This is a genomic window from Telluria sp. LT1R51-2, assembly GCF_059685775.1.
In genome coordinates this window covers 797,612-822,081 of the sequence record NZ_JCASIM010000001.1, presented here as the reverse complement: position 1 = coordinate 822,081, position 24,470 = coordinate 797,612, and the positions used below count along the sequence as shown (strand labels likewise).

Below are 24,470 nucleotides of genomic sequence, written 5' to 3'. Positions count from 1 at the left end.
TTCTGTGGACAACTTTGTGATCAAGCGCGCCACAAACGACCTAAGTCATTGTTTTGTAATAAATCCAGACACGCTGCCCAATCCGCGCGCAGTAACCGGTCTTATGCAGGAGTTCCCCACAGCTTGTGTGGATAAACCGCTCTCAAACGACATTACCAACCCTTCAAGCCGTTGATTTCAAACACAATTCAATAGATTGCATTGAAAAGCAGCAATAATCGGTGTTTGCCTGCGGTGCGCCATTGACAGAAAACGCTGCGCCGGACGGCTATAATCCACTCTCCCCGATTTTTCGCGACCCACCATGCTCCCGACCAGCGATGCCGATTCCGCCTACGCTCCCCCCGCCGTTCTGAGCGTCACTGCGCTGAACCAGCAGGTGGCGCGCCTGCTCGAGCGTACTTTTCCACTGACGTGGATCGGCGGCGAAATTTCCAATTTCACGCGCGCGGCGTCGGGCCACTGGTATTTCACGCTCAAGGATGACGCGGCCCAGGTGCGCGCTGTCATGTTCCGTGGCCGCGCACAGTCGGCCGGTTTCATCCCGCGCGAAGGCGACAAGGTCGAGGTGCGCGCACTCGTGACGCTGTACGGCGCGCGCGGCGACTACCAGATCAATGTCGAGGCCATCCGGCGCGCCGGCGTGGGCCAGTTGTACGAGGCGTTCTTGCGCCTGAAGGAAAAGCTGGCCGCGCAGGGCATGTTCGACGCCGACCGCAAGCGCGCGCTGCCGTTGTTCCCGCGCAGCATCGGCATCGTCACCAGCCCCGGCGCCGCCGCGCTGCGCGACGTGCTCACCGCCCTGCGCCGGCGCGCGCCGCATGTGCGCGTGGTGCTCTACCCCACGCCGGTCCAGGGCCAGTTCGCTGCCGACAAGATTGCCGAGGCGATCATGACCGCCTCGCGCCGCGGCGAAGTCGACGTGCTGCTGGTGTGCCGCGGCGGCGGCTCGATTGAAGATCTGTGGAGTTTCAACGAAGAATGCGTGGCGCGCGCGATCGATGCCTGCGCCATTCCCGTGGTCTCGGGCGTGGGCCACGAAACCGACGTCACCATTGCCGACTTCGCGGCCGACGTGCGCGCGGCGACGCCAACCGCCGCTGCCGAACTGGCTGCCACGCCGCGCGCCGACTGGCTGGCGTCGCTGCACGGCGACGCACTCGATCTGCAGCGCGCGATGGACCGCCGCCTGTCGGATGCCAGCCAGGGCCTGGATAACCTGAGTCGTCGCCTGTTGAGCCCATCAGCGCAGATCGGCCACCAGCGCCTGAAACTGCTGGCACTGGCCACGGCCATGACACACGCCGTCAAGCTGCCCATCAACCGTCAGGGGTTGGTGCTGGCGCAATTGCAGCAGCGCTGGAGCCGGCACCGGCCCGACATGCGCGCACTGCGGGCGCAACTGGCTTCGGACGGGCGTCATCTGCACACCAGCCTGCGCAACAGCCTCAAGGGCCGCCGCGATGCCTTGATGGGACTGGCGGCGCAGCTGGAACTGCTCAACCCGCAGCGCACGCTCGAGCGCGGCTACGCCATCGTGCGCGATGGCAAAGGCCAGATCGTGCGCGACCCGGCGCAGATCCACGCACGCGACACGCTGCACATCCGCCTGGCCGATGGCAGCGCCGAGGTTGGTGTAGCGCAGGTGCAGAGCGTGCTCGAGTAACGAATCCTGTCCAACAGGAAAGAGAATGCAGTCATGCAATATTGCTGCAGCCGGTTTAGAATAGCGCCGCTATCAGAACTGCAACCTTTCCAACCCAACAAGGATTTATCATGGAACACACCCTGCCAGCACTGCCGTATGCCAAGGATGCCCTGCAACCGCACATCTCGGCCGAGACCCTGGAATACCACCACGGCAAGCATCACCAGACCTACGTGACCAACTTGAATAACCTGATCAAGGGCACCGAGTTCGAAGAGATGCCACTGGAAGAGATCGTCAAGAAGTCGTCGGGCGGCGTGTTCAACAATTCGGCGCAGGTCTGGAACCACACCTTCTTCTGGCACTGCATGACCCCGAACGGCGCCGCACCGAGCGGCAAGGCGCTGGACGCGATCAATGCCAAATGGGGTTCGGTCGAGAAGTTCAAGGAAGAGTTCAACAAATCGGCACTGGGCAACTTCGGTTCGGGCTGGACCTGGCTGGTGCAAAAGGCCGACGGCAGCGTCGACATCGTCAACACGTCGAACGCCGCCACGCCACTGACCACGACCGACAAGCCGCTGCTGACGGCCGACGTCTGGGAACACGCGTACTACATCGACTACCGCAATGCACGCGCGAAGTTCCTGGAAGCGTTTTGGAACGTCGCCAACTGGGACTTCGTCAACCAGAACATGGCTTGAATCAAATGAGTCACTAAAGGTCACGCGCTATCTGGCGTGACGATCTGCAACGGCCCGCGCGAGCGGGCCGTTTGCATGCTGGCGCTCAGTCTCCCCCGCCGCCGCCGCAACTGCTGCCACCGCCGCAACTGCTGCTGCTGCCGCCGCCGCCATCGCCCCCATCGCTTCCGCCGCCATGGCAGTTGAAGTCAGCGTCACAGTCGCGCATCGCGTTCTCGCTGCCGCCATCACCGACGTAATAGGTGCCTGCCCCGGTGTCCAGCCCCCGTTTTTCTCGCAGGGCCGCGGCATAGTCTGCTTGGCTGATCAGGTTTGCCAGCAGCAGCGCCCGCAGTGTCAGCTCGGGATGCGCCCGTGCGCGACCGGCCATCCTGCCATTGGCATCCAGACGGCTGTACACGATGTCCTCGTCTTGCAGCGCGTAGCCATGACCATATGGCATACGCAACGTGGCATCGAGGCGGAACAACGCGGGCAAGCCCCGTACCCGCGAGCGCGCGTCTTCGTGCTCGCGACAGCCAACGAGCACGCGCGGCAGTGCCAGTGCATCGAGACTGGCGTGGGGCAGATGGTCGATCGGCTTGCCGAAGTGGCGGCGGCAAAAGTGATCCAGATTCACGGGATCCCATGCCATCCACGCATGCCAGACCGAGTCGGCGGCCAGCGATGGCAACGCGCACGGCTCGCGCCGGTCTGCCGCGACCTCGAAAAAGCGCATCAGTCCGGTTGCTGCATGGGTGAAAAAAAGCGGGTTGTCCGGCATGCCGGGAAATTCTTTCCCGCTAGTGCGCTGCCAGAACGGAAACAGATCAGGCGAGAGATCCTCCAGTTGCGGACGAAAGCCGGACTGCCGGATGTGCCGCAGCACGCGTACTTTGACGACCAGATTCATGGCGTTTTCCAAGGGTGTCAGGACGTGGTTGATGACCGGAATCTTCGACGACAGATCCCTGTTCGTCAAGCCGGAAACCCTCATGCCCAGGCTGCCTGGCTCTGAAGCAAGTCTGAATCTACGCCCTGACGTTCCGTGATAATTTCCGTCGTAGCAACATTGGACAACCCGTTTGTCCACCGTGCGGTCATTCATCGTCAACGCGTCACAACCCGGGAATCAACGTGGAATTCATCCGAACCAGGCAATTGGTGCAGCGTCTGCACCGCGCAGCGTGTCTTTCCAGCATCGCCTGCATCGCCATGGCGTTCAGTACGCCAGCGGCCGCAGCCGACTTCAACCCTGCCGATACCTCGGTACAGATGTTCCGCTGGAAATGGAACGACATCGCCAAAGAGTGTACGAACTGGCTCGGGCCCCAGGGCTACGGCGCGGTGCAGATCTCGCCACCCCATGCATCGCGCAAGCTGGACTTCTGGTACGACGTCTATCAGGCGGTCAATTACACCAGGCTCGACAGCCGGATGGGCACCGAAGCCGAGCTGCAGGCCATGATCAACACCTGCCATGCGGCCAAGGTGCGCATCTACGCCGACGTGGTCGTCAACCAGATGGCCGACGGCGCCGGTACCGGCACGGCCACCGATGGCAGCAGCTGGAATGCCGCCACGCAAAGCTACCCCCATTTCAGCGCCCCCGATTTCCATGCCGCCTGCGTGATCCAGGGCGGTGACTACAGCCTGGCCGACCGCACCAAGGTGACGAGCTGCCGCCTCAACAACCTGCCCGACCTGAATACCGGTGCCAGCTATGTGCAGGGCCAGATCCGCAACTACCTGAACAAGCTCGTGGCCATGGGCGTGGACGGTGTGCGGCTGGACGCCGCCAAGCACATGGCGCCGGGCGACATTGCCGGCTTCCTCAATGGCGTATCCCGCACGACCAAAGCCGGTGAGCCGCTGTGGTTCACGCAGGAGGTCATCCCGGACAGTGGCGTCAAGGCGAATGCCTACCTGGCCACTGGCTCGGTCAACGAGTTCCATTACGTCTATGCGATGAAGGAAATGTTCCAGAACGTGAATGGCGCGGCCGTGGCGGACCTGCCCAGGTTTATGGGGTCGCCAAGCGCCGGCTGGGGCGGGACCTGGGGCTTCATCCCCAGCGACAAGGCGACCGTGTTCATCAACAACTGGGATTTCGAACGCGGCGAACACGCGCCGAGCTCGCTCGTGGCCAGCAACTTCACCGGCGTTCCCAACGACACGCAAGGCACCAAGCGCTACCAGCTGGCCAATGTCCTGATGCTGGCCTGGCCCTATGGCGCGGCGCAAGTGCATTCGGGCTTTCGCTTTACCCGGAGCGAGCAGCCGCCGCCAGCGGCCAGCCCGTTCGACGCACAAGGCAATCCGCTGATCAACCAGGCGTGGGACTTCATCCACCGCTGGCCCGAAATCTCGAACATGGTCGGCTTTCGCGCTGCCACATCGGGCCAGGGCGTGGATAATTTCACCACCGGCACACGCAACCAGATCGCGTTTTCGCGCGGTAACAAGGGCTTTGTCGCGATCAATAACGACCCGGCGGCCTGGACCACGACGCAGGCGACCGGCCTGCCGCCAGGCGCCTATTGCAACGTCATCAATGGCCAGCTCAATGCCAGCAGGACCGGTTGCAGCGGCGACGTCGTGGTGGTCCCGGCCAATGGCGTCATCAAGTTCACGCTCGGCGGCGTGAATGGGGCGACCGTGCCAGCGCTTGCATTGCACGCCAGCCAGAAGGTCGGCGCCAGCCTGCGGGGCGGTAAGGATGGTGCTGATTGAGGCGCATGTGTGCGCGTTGATCCGACAATCGGGCGCACCAGATGCGCGCGATTGTCGTCAAACTGTAATGACTTGTCTCGCTTCTCGCAGGACCTGCCATTCCGGCGCACCGGCCGCTACAATGGCCGACCGAGGAGAAACTGAATGCACCGTGTAATGTTGGTGGAAGACGATGCGCGCCTGGCCGAGCTCGTCTCCGAATACCTGTCCAGTTACGAGTTCGCGGTTGACCTCGTCACCCGCGGCGATACCGCACTCGAGCGCTTCAAGGAACTGGCGCCCGACGTTGTGATCCTCGACCTGATGCTGCCGGGCCTGGATGGCATGGTGGTGTGCCGCCAGATCCGCGAACATTCGGACGTCCCGATCCTGATCCTGACCGCGCGCGAAGATTCGTACGATGAAGTCTCGGGGCTGGAGCAAGGCGCCGACGACTTCGTCAACAAACCGGTCCAGCCGCGCGTCCTGCTGGCGCGCCTGCGCGCCCTGATGCGGCGCGCCCAGGCCAAGTCGGGCGTCGATGCGCGCATCCTGCAATTTGGCGCGCTGCGCATCGTCACGAGCGACCGCAGCGTCGTCTGGCGCGGCCAGCCCTGCATCCTGTCGAATACCGAATACAAACTGCTGCTGGTGCTGGCCGAGGCAGCCGGCCGCGTACTCTCGCGCGACGCTTTGCTCAAGAAGATGCGCGGCATCGAGTTCGACGGGCTCGACCGCAGCATCGACAATTGCATCTCGAAGCTGCGCCGCAAGTTCGACGATGCCGATTCGGAAAAGATCAAGACGGTCTGGGGCGAAGGCTATCTGTTTTCGCCATCGGCCTGGAATTGACGCGTAAAAAGCCGGGGTCAGGTCTGACATTCAGACACGGCCTCAGCCTTAAACACGTCCAATGGTGTATTGACCAATAGCATGGCGCGGTGCCAGCTAGTTCCAACTACCCGATTGTCGAGATCGTGTCCGAATGTCAGACCTGACCCCGGCTTTACCGTCGAGATCGTGTCCGAATGTCAGATCTGACCCCGGCTTTTGGCTTATTCAAACACTGGCACGATGGCCAGCGGTGCGTTGTATGTGACGAGCTGGGCCGCGTCTGATGGTGTGAAGCGGTAGGTGACGACGGGGAAATCGTCATCGACGTCGCCAGCGAACGCAGGGGCACGCGTGACTGGCAGGACGGTATCGGCGCCACCGGTGCGCAGCCGGGCACCGGCTGCGGGACTGGTCTTTGCAAACACCAGCCGCACGCCCACACACGCTTGGCTGCTCGCCGAGGCGTCGCCATGGCGGGCAAAGCCCAGCGCCTGCTCGCAGGCCGCGCGCAATTCGGTCGTGTCATATGCACCGTCGGCGCGCAGCGCCAGCGAGATGCGCGGGCGCACGGTGAAGCCGCCCAGCGACCTGTTGGGCATGAGCACGGCATTCTCGTCGTAGGCAACCTTGAGCAGTGGCAGCGTCGTGCGGCCCAGCGCATCAAGCGCCAGGCTGGTCTGCAGCGTGCGGCCCTTGATCAGCAGGCTTGCGGCGTCGTCCAGCATGCCCCGCGCGCGCGGGCGCACCTGCAGCTGACTGTGCAACAGGTGTTTGGGGCCGCCATACTTGTCGAATACCACCATCGCGCGGTATGCATCCCGATAGCTCACCCATTCGTCGGCACGCGCCTGCGCAACGGCGATGCCTGCCGTCAGCAGCAGGGTCACGCAGGCGGAGAGGTGTACGCGTTGCATCATCAGAAGCGGTAGGCGAAGGCGGTCGAAACCGTCACGTTGGTGGGCCGCTCGACGAGCGGGCTATGGCGCACGCTGCCGATCAGGCGCGTTGCTTGCAGGTTGGTGGTGAGCATCCACGATGGACCAAGCGCCCAGTTCCAGCGCGCGCCGGCGCGCACATCTTTCAGGCCGCCACCGGGGCGATACACGGCGTTGCCACTGCTCCAGGCCTCGTTTTCGTTCACGCCAAAGTAACTGCGGTTGTAGTCGCGGTTGACCAGCGTGAGCCCGGCATTGAACGAGACCGTGTGCTGCGGCGCAATGGCCATGGCAAGGCGCTGGACGCCCAGCTCCATGCGGGCGCCGTCATGCTCGTTGCCCGAGCCGATCAGCACGCTGCTGGTGAGCCGCCAGGCCGGATTCAGATAATAGTTCAGGAAGGCGCCGCCTTCGACCCGGGCATCCACGTCCGGCATGCCGACGACGGGATCGTCGCGCCGCACGCGCGCCGCCAGCGGCAGCATGGTCGCAACGCCGACGCCATCGATGATGCCGCCCGAGCCGGACGCGTCGCGGCTGGCGTGGACCGATACCAATGGGCCGTATTCAAGGGTGGGATCATTCGACCAATGCATCCCGGCGCTCATGCCGGAGATAAACACCCCATTGCTCCATTGCACCTGCAGCACCGGCATGACCGATGTCTTGCGGGTTTCCGCACCCTCGTAGCGAGCTCGTGACACGGCGCCCAGCCCCGCATACATGTCGTGGCTGCCATCGGGCATCGGGTTGGTGGCCGGCATCTGCGCGTTCGCGGCACTGCTTGCAGCGGCGAGGGCCAGGGCGAAGAACTGTTTCATCGTGATAGCGGTCCGGGAGTTCGTGTGCTGATATTTTACGTCGAGCAAGCTGCGCTCTCCCATCGCATGGTGACAATGCAGATGCTTTCGCTCTGGCTCGAATAAAAAAACCCACTGACACTCACGCATCAGTGGGCAAACGGAAACCCTGATGATGAGATAGATGGTAAGCGCTGCCGGTGCTGCGAATCACCCCTCAGATGTCCACCAATTGTCGTCAATTTGTAAGGCGGCCCTCGTGCGCCCCGTGGGGATGCTGACCGTTATGCCCTTGCCGCTGTACAATCTCCAGCTCAGGAGAAACCATGCCCTTGGCCGCACTTCGTCACCGACAGTCACCCCGGATGGCCCCGTGAACCGGCTATTTTTCCGGTTCTTCGTGTTCGTCATGCTGTCGATTACGGCTGCGACATTCCTCATCTATTTCGCGTTTGCGCGCCTGTTTGGCGATCCGCTGGAAGACATTGCACGGCGCCAGGCTGCAGGCCAGATTTTCCTGATCGAGCATTACGTGGACGAAGCGCCGGTCGACGAGTGGCTCACGCGCCTGAACAAGGTGCGCGAAGTCTCGCCGGTGCGCTACGACCTGCTGCCACTGGCCGATGTGCGCGCCCGGCTGTCTGCCGGCCAGCGCGCGGCGCTCGACCGCGGCGCCATTGTCATCGACATCGGCGAGCGGGCCCTGTACCGGCGCGTCGACCTGGCGGGCGAGCGCTATATCGGCAGCAACGACGACGTGCTGCATGCGCAGAACCTGCCGATCGACATCGGCAAGGAGCTCACGATGGAGCTGCTGCGCTTCGTCATCGTCGCCCTTGCCCTGCTGGTGCCGATCGCGTTGTGGTCGCGCTCGCACTGGCGCGCGCTGCAATCGCTGTCGCGCATGGCCGACGAATTCGGCGCCGGCAAGCTGTCGGTGCGCGCGCAGTTGCACCGCTCGGAGATCGTCTATCCACTGGCCGAACGCATCAACCACATGGCCGGCCGCATCGAAGGGCTGATGGCGGCGCAGCGCAGCTTGCTGCATTCGGTCTCGCACGAACTGCGTACGCCGATTGCGCGCCTGGAATTCGGCCTCGAATTGCTGGACGCGCGCGCCGGCGACCCGGACCTGCGCCGCCGCATCGCCGCGCTGGAAGGCGACGTGCGCGAGCTGAACGACCTGGTCAAAGAGCTGCTCGACATGAGCAAGCTCGACAGCGCTGGCGCGCTGCAGGGTTCCACGGTCGATCTCGACGCGCTGCTGCGCGACTGCTGCGCGACGCTGCCACCATCGTCCCAGGACGTTACCTGCCAGTTCCAGGACGGACTGGGCACCATCGACGCCGATGCCCGCCTGCTGGCGCGCGCCATCGGCAACCTGCTGCGCAACGCCCAGAAATATGCAGGCAGCCGCGTCGTGCTGTCGGCCACACGGGACCCGGCCGGCATCGAGATCGCCGTCGACGACGACGGCCCCGGCATTCCCGAAAGCGAGCGCGACAAGGTGTTCGAGCCGTTCTACCGGCTCGACCGCAGCCGCGACCGCGCCACCGGCGGCTTCGGCCTTGGCCTGTCGATTGCACACAAGGCGGTGCTGTTGCATGGCGGCGCCCTGCATATCGACACCTCGCCGCTTGGCGGCGCGCGCTTCGTGATGCAATTACCGCAGGCCCCCAAATAAATAAACAGTTTCGTTTACTTATTTTCCGGGCGGGCGTAAGCTCGGCGCGTTGACATGTTTTCAGCGCCATTATGAACCAGCGTTTCCTCATCCTCACCCTGTGCGGCCTGGCCCTGCTGTCGACGGTCGGCGCCTCGCTGCCCTATCCGATGCTCGCTCCGCTGTTCGCCGATGGCAGCGTCCATGGGCTCAACAGCTTTCTCGGGCTGCCGCCCAAGCTGCTATTGGGGCTTGCCCTGATGATCAATCCACTGGGCCTGCTGATCGGCAGCGCCGTGCTGGGGCCGTTGTCCGATGGTTTCGGCCGCCGCCGCGCGCTGCTGCTGACAACCGTCGGCGCGGCGATCGGCCACTTGCTCACGGCCGTGGCGATGGTCATGGAATCGTATCTGCTGTTCCTGGCGGCGCGCTTCTGCACCGGCCTGCTCGAAGGCAATGGCGCCGTGATGCGGGCCCTGGTGATCGAGCGCATCAAGGGCCCGCTGCGCAATCACGCACTGTCGTGGCTGAATGGTTCCTTCAACCTGGGCTGGCTGGTCGGCCCGCTGCTGGGCGGCTTCACGATGACGCTGGGCGCCGAGGTGCCGTTCGGGATCGCCGCTGTCGCCCTGCTGCTGGGTACCCTCTGCGTGTTCCTGACGATTCCCGCCACGCCGCCCGCCACGCACGGCCTGCGCTGGTGGACGGTGGCGCGGGAACGCCACGCGCTGACATTGCTGCGTCACGGCCCGCTGCGCACGCTGTTCATCGTCCACCTGGGCTATTGCTGTGGTGTCGCGTCGCTGTACGAATACTTCCCGTTATGGCTGGTCGACATAGGCGGCTACGATGCGCGCCAGATTTCGCTCGTGAACATGGGCATGTGCGCGTTGATGACGACCGCCGCGCTGTTCGCCGGCCACGCCAGTCTGGTGGAAGGCCGCCGCCGCGCTGCCTGGTACGCGGCTGTGGGTGCCACCGCAATCCTGTGCGTGGGCTTCGGCAACCTGTGGATCGGTATTGCCGGGATCGTCCTGTTCGGGGTGCCGCATGCGTTCTACAACACGGCGCTGCAAACCTGGGCGGCCGACGAGTTTGCGGCCCACGGCCAGGGGTCGGTCATGGCGCTGCTGTCGACCATTTTTTGCCTGGCCAATATCCTGATGGCGCTCCTGGGCGCCGTGCTGACGCTGATCGACACCCGGCTGGTGCTGGTCGTCGGCGGCATGCTGGCAGTCTGGGCATCGGTGGCGCTGCGGCGCTGGAGCATGCGCAGTACGCATCCACAACTGGAGACCCCATGAACACCTCGGAACGCATCCTGATGCAGTTGAAAATGCGTGGTGCCCAGACCGCCCAGGCGCTGGCCGCGCAGCTCGATCTGACCTCGATGGGCGTGCGCCGCCATCTGGAGAGCGCGTCTGAGAAGGGACTGGTCGAGTATGAGGACAGCGGGGGCAAGGTCGGGCGTCCGGTGCGGCGCTGGGGCTTGAGCCAGGCCGGGCAGGCACGCTATCCGGATCGTCATGCCGAACTCACGGTGGACTTGATCGGGCAGGTGCAGACGCTGTTCGGACCGGCAGCGATGGAACGCCTGATTGTCGCGCGTGAGCAGACGAGCGAAGCGCTGTACCGCAGCCGGCTCGACGACGTCGGCGCTGCGGCGCCACTGGACGCACGCGTCGCGGCGCTGGCCGCCGTGCGCGATGAAGAGGGGTATATGGCCGAGGCGCAGCCACAGCCGGACGGCAGCGTGCTGTTGATAGAGAACCACTGCCCGATCTGCGCAGCAGCACGCATATGCCAGGACTTTTGCCGCTCGGAGCTGGACGTATTCGCGCGCGTGCTGGGCCCGACCGTGAAGGTCATCCGCATCGAGCATCAGTTACATGGCGCGCGGCGCTGCGCTTATGCGGTCTCGACCGCGGAATGACAGAACGGCGCCCATGGGGCGCCGTTCCGGTACTGCCTGTCTTGCTCAGTTAACGCATTTGCCGACTCATTTTCCAACATTGTGCGGAGCAGGCCGCACATTCATCACGCCGAACCAGAGGTGTTCCCACCAGTGATCACGCGAACTCACCGTGACCAGGCATGCCTTGTCAAAGCCCGCCTTGAACACCAGGTCAGGACATTGATTCGTTGCCAGCGCATGGCGCTGATTCTCGGCATTGATCAGGGCGATGCTCAGCCAGATGGTCGCCATGGCGAAGATCGCCACCAGCGACCACGCGAGATGGTTCACGCGGCTGATCTCAAACAGCTCTTCCTCTTTGGGCCGTGACCCTTCGTAGATCTTGAGGATGTCGCGTTCGACGTCGTTGGTCATTTGGTCTGGGCTGCTTTCGTTACCAGTGCATCGAGGACCTGGCCGGTGGCCGTCATCAGCTGCCCCATGTCCTGGATTTTGTTCGATTGTGCCACAGTCGCCGGCGACACGACGTATTTACCATCGACGATGACGGTCGGCGTGCTGCTGGCCTTGTACGCTTCGGCAACAGCCGGCAGACGCTTGAGCTTGGTCTGGACGCCAAACGAGTTCCACGCTTCCATGAACTTGGCCTTGTCCAGCCCGTTCGAGGTCGCCCAGGCGATGATGTCCTCATCCTTCATCAGGCGCTTGCGCTCGATGTGCACGGCGCGGAACACGCGGTCATGGTACTGCTCGAGCTTGCCCATGGCGTCGAGCGTCAGGAACAGGCGGGCTTCCGGATCGCTCGGGCCCTGGAACGGCAGCGGGATACGGCGCATCACGATGTTGTCGCCCTGCTTCTTGATCCATGCATTGAGCGTTGGCTCGAACGCATTGCAGGCGCCGCAGTGGTAGGCGAAGAATTCAACGACTTCGACCTTCTTGCCGACAGTCTGGGTCGGCTGCGGCGCGGCCAGCACGGTGTATTCGGCGCCGACGCGTGGATCAGTCGGCGAAGCATTGGCGAAACCGGCAACCAGGGCGGCAGCAACGAGGGCAAAACGCAGAGTGCGCATAACATCCTTCCACAAATATGATTGAGCGAACGATCGCGAGATTACCACTTTTTGCCCCTGCCCTGTCTGCAGGGCGCGATTTATTGCATTTGCTTACCGCTGAAACACGGGTGCAAATACATCAGCCACCCGCGCCCGGCAGACGATCGATCAGAAGTCGTAGCGCAGCGACACCTTCAGCTGGCGGCCATCGCTCGGGTAAATCCCGGCGCGGCAGCTGAACGCGTAGCTGTAATGCTGGCGATCGAGCAGGTTCAGGCCCGATACCGACGCTTCCCATGGGCCAAAGCGGCGCGCATAACGGGCGTCGACCGTGGTGTACGACGGCACGCGTGCGTCACAGCTGTTGGCAAAGTCGTCGCCAAAACGCTGGCTGGCCACCCACTGCGCGCCGACATCGGCGGTCTGGCCATTGCCTGGCGTCCAGGCCAGGCGCGTCGTCACGACGTGTTTCGGCACCAGCACCATCTCGCGGCCGGCATTCGGGCCATCACGGAACTCGGATTGCACGTACTGCCAGGCGCCCGTCAGCCGCAGGTTGTTCGCCAACAGCGCGTTGCCTTCAACCTCTACACCCTGGCGTCGGGTCGGGTCGAGATTGGTGTTGATGCCAAAGCCGCCGGCCAGCGTCGGATCGAAGAAGATTTCGTTCGTCAGGCGGTGACGGAACACGCGCGCCGTGGCCTTGCGCGCATCGTTGCCAAAGGCGACGCCCAGTTCCAGGTCGCGCGAGGTTTGCGGGGCCAGCACGCCAGGGCTAGAGCGGAATGAGTTTTCATCGATGTTGGCGATGCGGTAGCTGCGGCCGGCCTTGGCGAACACGGTTACTTCGCGCGCGACGTCGAAGCTGCCTTCGACGGTGAACGCGTTGACCGACTGCTCGGTGTCTTCCGGCTCGACAAAGGCGAGCGGGTCGGCGTAGTCCTTGTCGAAACGTTCATGGCGCGCGCCGACGGCCAGGCGCGCATTGTGCGGCGCGTTCCAGGTCAGCTCGTCACGCACGTAGATCGCCTTGGACTCCTGTTTGGCGTCGCCGGCCGAGAAGCTCGACGTCACCTGGCGGTCCCAGCGGGTCAGGTCGATCCCGGTGACAAATTCGTTGCGCTTGTCGCCGAGCATGGCGGTGTGGCGCAGACGTGGCGAGAACTGGGTCTGATCGGCCTGGTAGCGCGAGGCCGATGGGAAGCCCGAGAACACATACGTCGAACCGACATCGCGCTCGCGGTGCGACAGCTCGGCCGCCAGTTCGATGGCGCCGATGCGGTGTTCGACGAAGGCGCTGACACGGTCGGTGTCGAGCGAGCCGAAGTCGTCCGGCGTGTTGCTCTGGGTCGGGATCGACTGGAATTGCGCGTCCGTCAGCGAACCCGGAAAACGCGCGTCCGAACGCGAGCTCTCGAAGCGCAGGCCGGCACGGCCGTTCGCGCCATACGCATATTGCACGCCGCCGCTGAAGCTCGTCTGCTCGTACCGGTTGTTGTCGCGGTAGTTGTCGGTGCGGCGATCGGTCACGGCGGCGTCGAACGACCAGGGGCCGGCGCCGTGCGCGATCGAGGCGCGCAGGTCGCGGGCATCGAAGCGCCCGGCCTCGGCAAACAGCGAACCGCGCGTACCGCTGCCCGATGGACGGCGGGTGAAGATCTGGATCACGCCTGCCGTGGCGCCGTCGCCGTACAGCACGCTGCTGCCGCCGCGCGTGATCTCGATGCGCTCGACCGTATCGATCGAAATACTCGACAGCACAGTATTGGCCAGCTCGTTTTCATTCAGGCGCACGCCGTCGACCATCACTACCACGTTCTGCGCGCTGTTGGTGCCAAAACCCCGCAGGTCCAGGCTGAAGTCGGGCGAGCCGTCCAGGCTTTGGCGACCGAAGACGCCGCCGATCTTGCGGATCGCCGCATTCACGTCGGCCACGCCGGAGGTGCGGATCTGGTCCGCCGTGATCACGGTGGCGCCGATCGGCGTGGCGGTGGCCGGGAAACGGGCGGCGGTGACGACGACCGGCGCCAGCGTTTCTTGTGCGGTGGCGATGGTGGCAAAGGTGGACACGGCGAAGGCGCACGCCACAACGAGGGGCGCGCGGCGCGCAGGAGCTGCAAAAGTCATGATGAATGTGGTCTCGGTAAAGGGCGCCCTGCTGCGTCCCCGCAGCCCGGCGTCGAAGGAAGCGCGTGGCGCTTCCACCTGTCCTGGCCGGTATCCGGGCTGGCAAGCGGGACGCCCTCACCTTCCTGTCGTGCGGAAAGTGGTTATCGAGATTGTCTGCCACGGCGCAGGATGTGCGAACGCGGCGCTTGTCGACCGTTGCGGGGGCAGCACACTTCCAGGCCGGCTCGTGGCGCAGGCCTGTCGTGTTTCCCGTTTAACTTCGCGCGCCGGAATGCGCACGAGAGCACCAAAACGGCGCGATTATACCGTGTCGGCACGCGCCCTGGCAGGTCAGCTGCCCCGCTTGCCGCGCGACTGCTCTTCGAGCTTGGCGGCCAGCTTCTCGGCGGCCAGGCGGGCTTTCTCGGCCACTTCAGCCGCGTGCAGCGCCAGGCTGGTCGCGCGCGAATCCGGCGTTTCCAGGCTGATGCGGCCCAAGGCGCCCTGGCGGTAATCCTGCAGCAGCGAGTGCGCGGCCTTTTCGTAGTCGTACTCGCCGCCGCGCACGCGGAAGCCCCTGCGCATCGCGACGCCTTCGATCACGCCCACACCATCCATGCCCTCGGTCTTCAGGCCATAGCGCGCGGTGAGCAGGTGCGGGTAGCGCTGCAGCAGCAGCTCACCCAGGTATTCCGCCACTTCTTCTTCGACCAGCGCATTGGTACCGATGGCGTGGCTCGCTGCCAGCATCAGGCCATCGGTGGCCATGGCGATCTTTGGCCACAGCATGCCGGGCGTGTCGACCAGCACCACGTTCTTGTTCAGGTACAGGCGCTGCTGGACCTTGGTCACGGCTGGCTCGTCGCCCACCTTGGCCACGCGTTTTTTCAGCAGCGCATTCATCAACGTCGACTTGCCGACGTTGGGAATGCCCATGATCATGATGCGCAGCGGTTTGGTCGGCACGCCGCGGTGCGGCGCCAGCGACAGGGCCAGATCGGGGATGCGGGCGACGTCGGCCGGTTTCTTGGTCGTCATCGGGTAGGCCGTGACGCCATCCTGCGCATCGTAATAGGCTTTCCAGGCGGCGGTGGCGACCGGATCGGCCAGGTCGATCTTGTTCAGGATCTTGAGGCTGGGACGCTGGCGGAATTTGCGCAGCTGGTCCACCAGTGGGTTGCAGCTCGCCTCGGGCAGGCGTGCATCGAGGACTTCGATCACCAGATCGATGTTCTCCATCTGCTCGGCCGCTTCCTTCTTGGCCGCGTTCATGTGGCCCGGGAACCATTGTATCGACATGCTGTTGCTTTCTTTATCTTTCGTTCAAGGTGCTATTTTACGCTGGTGGCGCGCCCTGGCGTCGCGAACCCGCCACAGCCGGCGTTTCTCTTCTGCACGACGTTGAGCCGTTGCAACACTGTTGACATATTCGGCGTGCACACTGGGCTTTGGCCACGCATGGTGGCGGGCCGCCAGCGGAGACGACATATGCGCGCACGGGACAGACTGAAACGATCGATGGTGCGCTGGTATGGCGTGGGCTTGCTGTGCTGCGCCATCGCGGTGTCCGCGCTGGTCGAGTTGCCGCTGGTGCCTTACTGAACCAGCTCCGGTTCGCTGCACCCGGCCGGTGGCAACGTGGCTGCCGGGTCGAACGCCGCCAACCGTTCGCGCGCCGCCATGCGGTCCTTCGCATACTCGGCCAGGTAGCGGCTGCGTTCCTCGCTCTGCCATGCGTGATCGGGCACGTGCGCCAGCGACAGCGTGCGGCTGACCAGCACGGGGCCCTCGCGGCGCGCCAGCAAGAGCCGGTCCGGATCGGCATTTTCGCGCAGCAGATAGCCTTCGACATCGCGCAGCACGAGCGGCAGGGGTGGCCCGGGGTCGGCGTCATGCAGCAGCTTGCCGTGCACGCGCAAGACCACCGCCTGCGTCCCCTGCCCCAATCGTTCGTTGAAGCTCGCCAGCGCGAACGGGCGGCCCAGCGCATCGTCGATGCGGCCGCTGACCACGTAACGGCCGGCCAGGCGCACGTCGAGCGGCAGCGTGAACTCGACGGCGTCCGGGCCGATCGCTTCATGCGGCGCGCCGGCCCACATGGCCGGCAGCTCGGGAGAATAGATCACATCGAACAACACGACACCCGCGCGGCCATTGACGCTGAAGCGCACTTCACTGCGAATGGTGCCGTGAAAGCCCGCCAGTGCACTCGTTTGCGGCGCGAACGTGGCGCGCCAGTGGTCGCCGTCATCCTGCGAAAACGCCAGCGTCACGCGAGGCGCGGGGCGAGCTCCCTGCACAGCCATGCCCTGGGTCAGCGCACGCGTGACCACCAGCGGTACTGCCGCGCCGTGCGCGTCAACAACGCGCAGCGACAACTCGACCGTTTCGCCTGCCGCCAGGTAGACGCGCGACTGCATGGTCTGCACCAGCACGCCCGGATCACTGTCGCCGCCATCGACACGCATCGGGTTCGATTCGCGCACCGGCTGGTTCGGATACAGCTGGTCGGGATGCTGCGCGGCCGGGCGCGAAGCATGCGGATAGCGGCTGTGCTGGAGGTAGCTGCAATAGGTGTGCTGCGTTAATCGGACCTGTTCGGCAAGCTGGCGTTGGCGCATGGTACGGTCGTCGCCGGCAGAATTCATGACCGGCACCGGCCCGAGAAAATGCAGGCCGACCGCTGCCGCCGGTGCTGCAAGTGGCAGTGCTGGATCATCCTTGCGCCAGAACAGGCCGACCACGAGCGCAGCGACGACGACCAGCGCCAGCCAGACGGCGCGCCGCCTAGTTGGCCGTATCGACCATCGCTTCACGCATGACTCCGATGATGCCAGCCCAGTTGCCGTCCCCATAGTGGTTGAAGCGTTCACCGTCGTCGCGGAACACGACCGAGTGCCAGCTCCACTTGACACTGCCGCCCTGGTTCGGCGCGGTGCCCAGGCGCAGGTCGTCGCACAGCCAGTCGCCCGGATTGCACAGCGCGCGGCCCGCATTGCCGGCCACGCCGCCACTGCTGTGATACGCCACGACCTCGTCGTCCTGGCCCGGCAACAGGAACGAGTAGGCGGTGCCGCGCGCGCCGGCGTAGCGATAGAACCAGACGTTGCGGGTGTCGTTGTGGTTGTACATGGCGCGCGCGGTGCTGGTCTTGAGGTCTTGCACGAGCGGCTCGGACGTGGTCCAGGCGCCGGCGTTGGCGAGCTCGGAGCCGCCCGCCGCGCCGGCCGCGACGCGCACCCATTTGAGGTTCCAGCCGGTCTGCACACCGCCGCTGGCGGCGCATACACCATTGGCGTTCGCGCTGGCGTCCGTCACGGCGCGCGCCGAGCCGCCGTAATTGGCCAGCGTGTAGCCAAGCAGCAGATCGCCCGCACTGTAGGTGGCGATATAGCACCAGTTCTGGCCCGTGCAGAAGCAGTCGAGCGCATCGCGCACGCGGCCGCTTTGCGACGCGATGCTGCTGCGCCCGTCCCAGTTGACCGCCTGCTTGTTGATGCCGGCAGGCGTCGCGGCCGGGCCCCAGTAGCGAAAGTCGCTGTAGTTGCCGGGCGCACCACCGCTGCTGCGGCCATTGATCCAGAGCGTGTAGTTGGTGGCGCCCGCCACGGTGCTGGCCAGCAGCAGGCACAGGGTGCAGAAGATGTAGAGGGCGTACGGGATGCGGCGGTGCTTCATGCTGGTCTCCTCGCTCATGCTGGTCTCCTCGCGGCCCGGCTTGTGCCGGTGCTACGTTAGAGCGCAGAATGCCGCCGCGGTTCCCCGGCTATTCGAGATCGGCCAGCACCTTCAGGTGCGCCACCACGCTGCGCGCCAGCGACGACAATTCATAGCCGCCTTCAAGACAGCTGACGATCCGCCCGCCGGCGTATTGGTTGGCCACCGCCACGACCTGCCGCGTGATCCACGCGTAGTCCGCCTCGACCAGCCCGATGCCGCCCATGTCGTCGTCGCGATGGCCATCAAAGCCGGCCGAGACAAAAATCATCTGCGGCTTGAACGCATGCAGCGCCGGCAGCCACTGCTCCTGCACCAGCTGGCGCACGGTGTCGCCCTCGCAGCGCGCCGGCACCGGCACGTTCACGCAGGTGGCGGTAATCGGTTCGGGCTCGGTGTACGGAAAGAACGGGTGCTGGAAGAAGCTCGCCATCAGCACGCGCGGATCGTCGCGGAACGCGTCGGCCGTGCCGTTGCCGTGATGGACATCGAAGTCGATGATCGCCACACGCTTCAGGCCATGCGCCTCGAGCGCGTGGCGCGCGGCGATGGCCACGTTGTTGAAGAGGCAAAAGCCCATCGGCTCGGTCGGCGTGGCATGGTGGCCCGGCGGGCGCACCGAGCAGAAGGCGTTGGTGACCGTGCCGGCGATGACGTCGTCGGTTGCTGCCACCGCAGCGCCGGCTGCGCGCAGCGCCGCCTGGTAGCTGTGCTGATTGAGCGACGTGTCGCCATCGAGCGGGTAGTAGTCGCCCGGCGTCGTGGGCACGTGGTCGCGCACCAGCGCCAGCGCGCCCGCCGTGTGGTTGCGCAGGATCTGCGCGGTATCGGCCAGCGGTGCACTGCGCTGCTCGATCAGGCCATCCAGGCGCGCCAGGATCAATTGGTCGTCGATGGCCCGCAGGCGCGCCGGGGACTCGGGATGCCAATCGCCCATCTCGTGCCGCAGGCAGTCGGGGTGGCTGTAAATCGCTGTACTCATGATGCTCGGTCTCCGCCTGTGCTCATCCATTCACACCTTGCCACGCCGTTCTCGCATAGAATCCCTTGGGACGGCTGTTGCTGTCGACGTATGAAGATTGCCAATGGCGCTAATCTACCACGGCAGGCCACAGCGCTGCTGTGCCGCCTTGTCAATCATGCCATGCGTGCCAGGTCCGCCGACCTGTTTCATGTACCGAATAACGTAAAGCCAATCATGTTCAACAAATTGCACGCCGTCGCACGCCAGGTCAACGAGGTCGTGGTCGGCAAGGACCAGCAAGTGCGCCTGGCCCTGACCTGCCTGCTGGCCGGCGGCCACCTGCTGCTCGACGACCTGCCGGGCGTCGGCAAGACCACGCTGGCGCACGCACTGGCCACTTCGCTGGGCCTGCGCTTCAACCGCGTGCAGTTCACGAGCGACCTGCTGCCGGCGGACGTGGCCGGCATCTCGATCTACGAGCGCGAAAAGAACGAGTTCGTGTTCCATCCGGGCCCGATCTTCACGCAGGTGCTGCTGGCCGACGAGATCAACCGCGCCACGCCCAAGACCCAGTCAGGCCTGCTCGAAGCCATGGAAGAACACCAGGTCTCGGCCGATGGCGTCACGCGCGCCCTGCCCGAGCCTTTCTTTGTCATCGCCACGCAGAACCCGGCCAACCAGGTCGGCGTGTTCCCGCTGCCCGAGTCGCAGCTCGACCGCTTTTTGATGTGCCTGACGCTGGGCTACCCGGACGCCGCCGCCGAACGCGCGCTGCTGATGGGCGAAGACCGGCGCGCGATGCTCAAGACCCTGCAGCCGGCGATGCAAGCCACCGAACTGGCCGCGGCCCGGCACCAGCTGCGCACCATCCACGCGTCCGGCGCGCTGATCACGTATGTGCAGGCGCTGGCACAGGCCTCGCGCCAGAACGGCATGTTCGCCGAAGGCCTGTCGCCGCGCGCGGCAATCGCGCTGCTGCAGGCCGGGCGCGCATGGGCTGCGCTCGAAGGGCGCGATCATGTGATCCCCGAGGATATCCAGGCCGTGCTGGTGCCGGTCTGCGCGCACCGCCTGCGGCCGGTGCGCGCCGCCCACGGCACCGCACTGGCCAGCCGCGACCTGGTGCTGCAGCTGCAAAAGGCGGTCCCGGTCTGATGGCGCTGGCGCTACGGGGCTGGTTGCGCCGCACGACCGGCGTGTGGCTGCCGCGCGGTGGCGCGCTCGATACGGGCGAGGTGGTCATCAGCCAGCGCCGCGTGTTCATTGTGCCGTCACGCGCGGGCCTGGGGTTCGTGCTGCTGCTGGCCGTGCTGCTGGTCGGATCGGTCAATTACGGGCTGGGCCTGGGCTTCGGCCTGACCTTTCTGGCACTGTCATGCGCACTGGTCGACATGGTCGCCACCTACCGCAATCTGGCGCAGCTGCGCCTGCAGCAAGGCCGCACGGCGCCCGTGTTCGCGGGCGAGGTTGCGCAATTCGAGCTGCAGGTCATCAACCGCACGCGCCTGGCGCGCTACGCCGTGCGGGCCGACTTTGCCGACTGGCCAGATGCGCGCCACGTCGCTGACATCGCCGCTGGCACGCAGGCCACCGTCACGCTCACGCTGCCGACCACCGCGCGCGGCTGGGCCGCGCCGGGGCGCGTGAAACTGTCGACGCGCTTTCCCCTTGGCTTGTTCGTCGCCTGGAGTTACTGGCGACCGGCCGCGCAAGTGCTGGTCTATCCGCGCCCTGAAGACGGCGCGCCCGGCCTGCCGCTGCAGGGCGGCGGCGGCAACAGCGTGCGCACGGCCGGCCATGATGATTTTGCCGGCGTGCGCAATTACCAGGCGGGCGACTCGCCGCGCCAGATGGCCTGGCGCCAGATTGCGCGGCTCGACCCCAGCATCGGCGGCCAGCTGGTGACGAAGCACTTCGAAGGCGGTGGCGGCGACGAACTGGTGCTCGACTTCGACCGCATGCCACGCGACCTCGACCTCGAACTGCGCCTGGCGCGCCTGACGCGCTGGGTGCTGGACGCCGAAAGCCGCGCCCTGCCCTACGCCTTCCACCTGGGCCCCGTGCGCATCGACGCCGGCAGCGGCGCCGCGCACCAGGCCGCGTGCCTGCGCGCGCTGGCCCTGTACGGCATCGGGGGCCCCGCATGAACTTCCTGCGTACCCCGCTGCCACGCGACAAGGCCGACACGCTGCTGCTCCTGGCCAGTGCGGTGCTGGTGCTGGCGCCGCATGCGCTGCATCTGCCGTGGTGGGTCTCGCTGCTGTGCGCGGCCACGCTTGGCTGGCGCGCCGCGATTACGCTGCGCGGCAAGCGCATGCCCAAGGCCATCGTCCTGCTGCCGATCGCGATTGCCGCCATGGTCGGCGTGCAGTTCAGCTACGACACGCTGCTTGGCAAGGACGCCGGCGTGGCAATGCTGGTGCTGCTGGTGGCCTTCAAGATGCTCGAGATGCACGCGCGGCGCGACCTGTTCGTCGTGGTGTTCCTGTGCTTCTTCCTCGTGCTGACCAACTTCTTTTACGCGCAGGGCATCGGCACGGCCATCATGATGATCGCGTCGGTGCTGCTGCTGCTGGCCACGCAGCTGTCGTTCCAGTTCACCGGCGCCGTGCCGCCGCTGCGCACGCGCCTGGCGATGGCTGCGCGCATGCTGGCCTTTGCCGCGCCGATCGCGATCGCGCTGTTTGTCGTGTTCCCGCGCATCCAGGGCCCGCTGTGGAGCATGCCGGGCGGCCCGGGCGCCGGCACCTCGGGCTTGTCGGACCAGATGGCGCCGGGCCAGATGTCGAATCTGGCGCTGTCCGAAGAGCCGGCGTTTCGCGTGCGCTTCTTCGGCACACCGCCACTGGCGCCCCAGTTGTACTGGCGCGGCCCGGTGCTCGATGCCTTCGACGGCCTGACCTGGCGCCGTGGTGACAACACCGCGTCGGGCCGCAATCTGCGCCTGTCGGTTGGCGGGCCGGGCCTGGACTATGAAGTCACCCTTGAACCGTCGCAGTCGCGCTGGGTGTTCGCGCTCGAGATGCCGGGCGAACTGCCTGTCGTGCCGGGCCACGAACTGCGCATCTCGCCGCAGTTCGAACTGACGGCCGACGCGCCGCTGGCAAGCCGCGTGCGCTACCGCGTCAGCTCGCACGTCGAGTATGCGCTGCAGCGTGGTCCGGCTCTTGCTGATGCCAATCGCTGGCTGTTGCTGCCGTATGGCTTCAATCCGCGCGCACTGGCTGCCGGCATGGCCTTGCGCGCGCTGGACGATCCCGCCGAGCGGGTCGACGCCGTGCTGCGCCAGTTCCGTGAGCAATCGTTCGAATACACGCTGGCTCCGCCCCTGCTCGGGCGCCATACGGTCGACGAATTCCTGTACGGGACGCGCTCCGGCTTTTGCGAACATTACTCGGGCGCGTTCGTGTTTTTGATGCGCGCGGCCGGCGTGCCAGCGCGCGTCGTGACCGGCTACCAGGGGGGCGAGCTCAACCCCATCGACGGCTTCATGACGGTGCGCCAGTCGGATGCCCACGCCTGGGCCGAAGTCTGGATCGCAGGCCGTGGCTGGTTGCGCGTCGATCCGACGGCGGCGGTGGCACCGGAGCGCGTCCGGACCGGGACCAACCGGGCCACGGAACGACCCGCGCCATTCGGCATCGAGGCGCTGCGCGGCGTGAACCCGTTCGGACTGGAAGCCGGTGCCTGGCTGGCCGACGTGCGTAACGCGATGGGCGCAATCAACAACGGCTGGAATCAGTGGGTGCTGAACTACACGCCGGAACGCCAGCGCAGCGTCGTGCAGGGCTTGCAGGACAAGTTGCTGGCCTGGCCGTTCGGGGTTGTGCTGGTGCTGGCCGGATTGGCCTGGTGGGGGATGAAAATTTTGCGGCGCCGTCGCGAAATCGACCCGATCGATGCTCTATACTCGGTCTTGTGCAAGCGTCTGGGCCAGGCCGGCCTGCCGCGCGCGCAAGACGAAGGGCCCAGCGCCTACGCGGCGCGCATCCTTGCCATCGATGCTGCTACCGCCGCCGGCACGCAGGGCTTGAGCCCGCCCGCCCGCGAGGCCGCCATCGCCTTCCTGCGTCGTTACAGCGCCTGGCGCTATGCCGCGCCCGCAGCCGATCCCCGGCTCCACGCCACCTTGAAACGTCTATTGTCGCAAGTCAGATGAAATTAATTGTTACCCTGTTCGCCGCGCTCGCCCTTGCCACCAGCGCGCATGGCGATGCGCTCGCCGCCCCTGCTTCCGACAGCAAGGCGCGCAGCACGCAAGCCAAGACCAAGGCCGCCAAAGCCAGGGCCGCAACGAAAGCCAAATCAGCGAACGCCACATCGTCCAAGGCACGCAGCAAGGCCGCCAAGGCCGCGCCGATGGCTGCAGCCGGCGCCGCCGTGGCCAGCGTCGTCGATACCGACAACGAGCACGTCAACTTTCTCGAATGGCAACCGGTGCGCGAATTCATCGACGGGATGGTCGCGCAGCACGGCTTTGAACGCACGGCGCTCGAGACGCTGTTTGGCCAGGTGCGCTTCATCGATACGGCCGTGCAGCTGGTCAAGCCGGCGCCGCCGGGCAAGCCGAAGAACTGGCAAGCCTACAGCGCACGCTTCATCGAGCCGATCCGGATCCGGGCCGGCGTGCGCTTCTGGGAACAGAACGCCGAGGCGCTCAAGCGTGCCGAAGCGGCCTACGGCGTCCCGGCCGAGATCATCGTCGGCATCATCGGCATCGAAACCATCTATGGCCGCGACACTGGCCGCTTCCGTGTGCTCGACGCGCTGACCACGCTGGCGTTCGCCTACCCGGATTCACCAAAGCAGGCCGCGCGCCAGGCGTTCTTCCGCGACGAACTGTCCAGCACGCTGATACTGGCGCGCGAGCGCGGCTACGATCCGTTCTCGTTGCTTGGCTCGTTTGCCGGCGCCGTCGGCATGCCGCAGTTCATGCCAAGCAATATCCTCAAGTATGGCGTGGACTTCGACAACGACGGCCGGGTCGATCTGCGCGATTCCAGCGTGGATGCGATTGGCAGTGTGGCGAACTTCCTGGTCCAGCATGGCTGGAACGCCGAACATCGCGGACCGGTGGCGTATGCCGCCGATGTGTCGCCGACGCGCGCCTGGGAGCCGCTGCTCGAACTCGGCCTGGAAGCGACGCTGCGCCCGGAAGCGCTGCGCGCGGCCGGCGTCGTGACCGGCACGGCGCTGCCGGCGGAGACCCGGTACGGCCTGATCGACCTGCAGAACGGCGCCGAGCCGACCGAATACTGGGTCGGGAACGACAATTTCTACGCGATCACCAAATACAACCGCAGTTATTTCTATGCGATGTCTGTCGTGGATCTGGGTCGCGCCGTACGCGCTGCCCGGCCGGAGTGAAGCAAGACACACTCCATTTCCGAATGGGAAAATTTGTAATCCTTTGTAACAAGTTTCCTGCCAACTTT

Annotated in this window: 21 protein-coding genes and 1 riboswitch; of the genes, 11 read left to right on the top strand and 10 right to left on the bottom strand. The window is 65.4% G+C overall.

The window, feature by feature from the left end; all coding sequences use genetic code 11:
- Positions 1–304 precede the first annotated feature (304 nt).
- The gene (gene xseA / locus AC56LH_RS03640; protein ID WP_499644122.1) at positions 305–1,666 is read left to right on the top strand and encodes an exodeoxyribonuclease VII large subunit; all 1,362 of its coding nucleotides are present in this window, start codon (positions 305–307) and stop codon (positions 1,664–1,666) included.
- Positions 1,667–1,776: 110 nt separating this feature from the next.
- Positions 1,777–2,352 (top strand): superoxide dismutase, encoded by a 576-nt coding sequence (locus AC56LH_RS03635; protein ID WP_183550156.1) that lies wholly within the window; start codon positions 1,777–1,779, stop codon positions 2,350–2,352.
- Positions 2,353–2,437: 85 nt separating this feature from the next.
- Here AC56LH_RS03635 and AC56LH_RS03630 read toward each other — a convergent pair whose 3' ends face one another.
- A complete protein-coding gene (locus tag AC56LH_RS03630; RefSeq protein WP_499644121.1) occupies positions 2,438–3,244 on the bottom strand; it encodes a UCP032817 domain-containing protein in 807 nt (268 codons plus the stop codon).
- A 224-nt stretch (positions 3,245–3,468) separates the two neighbouring features.
- Here AC56LH_RS03630 and AC56LH_RS03625 point away from each other — a divergent pair, with 224 nt between their 5' ends.
- Together AC56LH_RS03625 and AC56LH_RS03620 are read left to right on the top strand one after the other, a co-directional pair.
- Positions 3,469–5,064, top strand: coding sequence for an alpha-amylase (locus tag AC56LH_RS03625; RefSeq protein ID WP_499644119.1), 1,596 nt, complete (start codon positions 3,469–3,471; stop codon positions 5,062–5,064).
- A 144-nt stretch (positions 5,065–5,208) separates the two neighbouring features.
- Complete coding sequence (locus tag AC56LH_RS03620) at positions 5,209–5,895, top strand: response regulator (RefSeq protein WP_499576664.1); 687 nt, start codon at positions 5,209–5,211, stop codon at positions 5,893–5,895.
- 203 nt (positions 5,896–6,098) lie between these two features.
- Here the strand turns inward: AC56LH_RS03620 and AC56LH_RS03615 are convergent, their stop codons facing one another.
- Both AC56LH_RS03615 and AC56LH_RS03610 read right to left on the bottom strand, forming a co-directional pair.
- Complete coding sequence (locus tag AC56LH_RS03615; RefSeq protein WP_499644118.1) at positions 6,099–6,794, bottom strand: hypothetical protein; 696 nt, start codon at positions 6,792–6,794, stop codon at positions 6,099–6,101.
- Positions 6,794–7,633 carry a MipA/OmpV family protein gene (locus AC56LH_RS03610; RefSeq protein ID WP_499644116.1) on the bottom strand — a complete coding sequence of 280 codons (840 nt, stop codon included), beginning with the start codon at positions 7,631–7,633 and terminating at the stop codon, positions 6,794–6,796. The genes AC56LH_RS03615 and AC56LH_RS03610 overlap by 1 nt, the downstream gene beginning before the upstream one ends.
- A gap of 352 nt (positions 7,634–7,985) precedes the next feature.
- Between AC56LH_RS03610 and AC56LH_RS03605 the strand changes: the two genes are divergently transcribed.
- From AC56LH_RS03605 to AC56LH_RS03595, 3 genes are all read left to right on the top strand, one after another.
- Positions 7,986–9,296 (top strand): ATP-binding protein, encoded by a 1,311-nt coding sequence (locus AC56LH_RS03605; RefSeq protein ID WP_499644114.1) that lies wholly within the window; start codon positions 7,986–7,988, stop codon positions 9,294–9,296.
- Between the two features lie 71 nt (positions 9,297–9,367).
- Complete coding sequence (locus AC56LH_RS03600) at positions 9,368–10,579, top strand: MFS transporter (protein WP_499644112.1); 1,212 nt, start codon at positions 9,368–9,370, stop codon at positions 10,577–10,579.
- A complete protein-coding gene (locus AC56LH_RS03595; RefSeq protein WP_499644110.1) occupies positions 10,576–11,208 on the top strand; it encodes a helix-turn-helix transcriptional regulator in 633 nt (210 codons plus the stop codon). The genes AC56LH_RS03600 and AC56LH_RS03595 overlap by 4 nt, the downstream gene beginning before the upstream one ends.
- Positions 11,209–11,274: 66 nt before the next feature.
- Here the strand turns inward: AC56LH_RS03595 and AC56LH_RS03590 are convergent, their stop codons facing one another.
- The 7 genes from AC56LH_RS03590 to AC56LH_RS03560 all read right to left on the bottom strand — a co-directional run bounded on the left by AC56LH_RS03590 (position 11,275) and on the right by AC56LH_RS03560 (position 19,053).
- Positions 11,275–11,604, bottom strand: a complete 330-nt coding sequence (locus AC56LH_RS03590) for a hypothetical protein (RefSeq protein WP_499576655.1) — start codon at positions 11,602–11,604, stop codon at positions 11,275–11,277.
- On the bottom strand, positions 11,601–12,263 hold the full coding sequence (locus tag AC56LH_RS03585; RefSeq protein WP_499644108.1) for a thiol:disulfide interchange protein DsbA/DsbL: 663 nt from the start codon (positions 12,261–12,263) through the stop codon (positions 11,601–11,603). The genes AC56LH_RS03590 and AC56LH_RS03585 overlap by 4 nt, the downstream gene beginning before the upstream one ends.
- 150 nt (positions 12,264–12,413) lie before the next feature.
- A complete protein-coding gene (locus AC56LH_RS03580) occupies positions 12,414–14,372 on the bottom strand; it encodes a TonB-dependent receptor (RefSeq protein WP_499644106.1) in 1,959 nt (652 codons plus the stop codon).
- 68 nt (positions 14,373–14,440) lie between these two features.
- Positions 14,441–14,681: riboswitch (cobalamin riboswitch) on the bottom strand.
- A gap of 24 nt (positions 14,682–14,705) precedes the next feature.
- Positions 14,706–15,653 (bottom strand): ribosome biogenesis GTPase YlqF, encoded by a 948-nt coding sequence (ylqF, locus tag AC56LH_RS03575; protein WP_499576652.1) that lies wholly within the window; start codon positions 15,651–15,653, stop codon positions 14,706–14,708.
- Between the two features lie 296 nt (positions 15,654–15,949).
- Entirely contained in the window at positions 15,950–17,170 is a 1,221-nt protein-coding gene (locus AC56LH_RS03570) for a hypothetical protein (RefSeq protein ID WP_499644104.1), read from the bottom strand.
- Positions 17,142–18,050 carry a hypothetical protein gene (locus AC56LH_RS03565; RefSeq protein ID WP_499644102.1) on the bottom strand — a complete coding sequence of 303 codons (909 nt, stop codon included), beginning with the start codon at positions 18,048–18,050 and terminating at the stop codon, positions 17,142–17,144. Before AC56LH_RS03565 ends, AC56LH_RS03570 begins: the two co-directional genes overlap by 29 nt.
- A 70-nt stretch (positions 18,051–18,120) precedes the next feature.
- Entirely contained in the window at positions 18,121–19,053 is a 933-nt protein-coding gene (locus AC56LH_RS03560; protein WP_499644100.1) for a histone deacetylase family protein, read from the bottom strand.
- Positions 19,054–19,269: 216 nt separating this feature from the next.
- On the opposite strand from AC56LH_RS03560, the gene AC56LH_RS03555 reads away from it, so the two are divergent.
- The 4 genes from AC56LH_RS03555 to mltB are packed head-to-tail and all read left to right on the top strand — an operon-like array spanning position 19,270 to position 24,402.
- Positions 19,270–20,190, top strand: coding sequence for an AAA family ATPase (locus AC56LH_RS03555; RefSeq protein WP_499644098.1), 921 nt, complete (start codon positions 19,270–19,272; stop codon positions 20,188–20,190).
- Positions 20,190–21,182, top strand: a complete 993-nt coding sequence (locus AC56LH_RS03550; RefSeq protein ID WP_499644096.1) for a DUF58 domain-containing protein — start codon at positions 20,190–20,192, stop codon at positions 21,180–21,182. Before AC56LH_RS03555 ends, AC56LH_RS03550 begins: the two co-directional genes overlap by 1 nt.
- The gene (locus tag AC56LH_RS03545) at positions 21,179–23,194 is read left to right on the top strand and encodes a transglutaminase TgpA family protein (protein WP_499644094.1); all 2,016 of its coding nucleotides are present in this window, start codon (positions 21,179–21,181) and stop codon (positions 23,192–23,194) included. Before AC56LH_RS03550 ends, AC56LH_RS03545 begins: the two co-directional genes overlap by 4 nt.
- Positions 23,191–24,402, top strand: a complete 1,212-nt coding sequence (gene mltB, locus AC56LH_RS03540; RefSeq protein WP_499644092.1) for a lytic murein transglycosylase B — start codon at positions 23,191–23,193, stop codon at positions 24,400–24,402. Before AC56LH_RS03545 ends, mltB begins: the two co-directional genes overlap by 4 nt.
- Positions 24,403–24,470 lie beyond the last annotated feature (68 nt).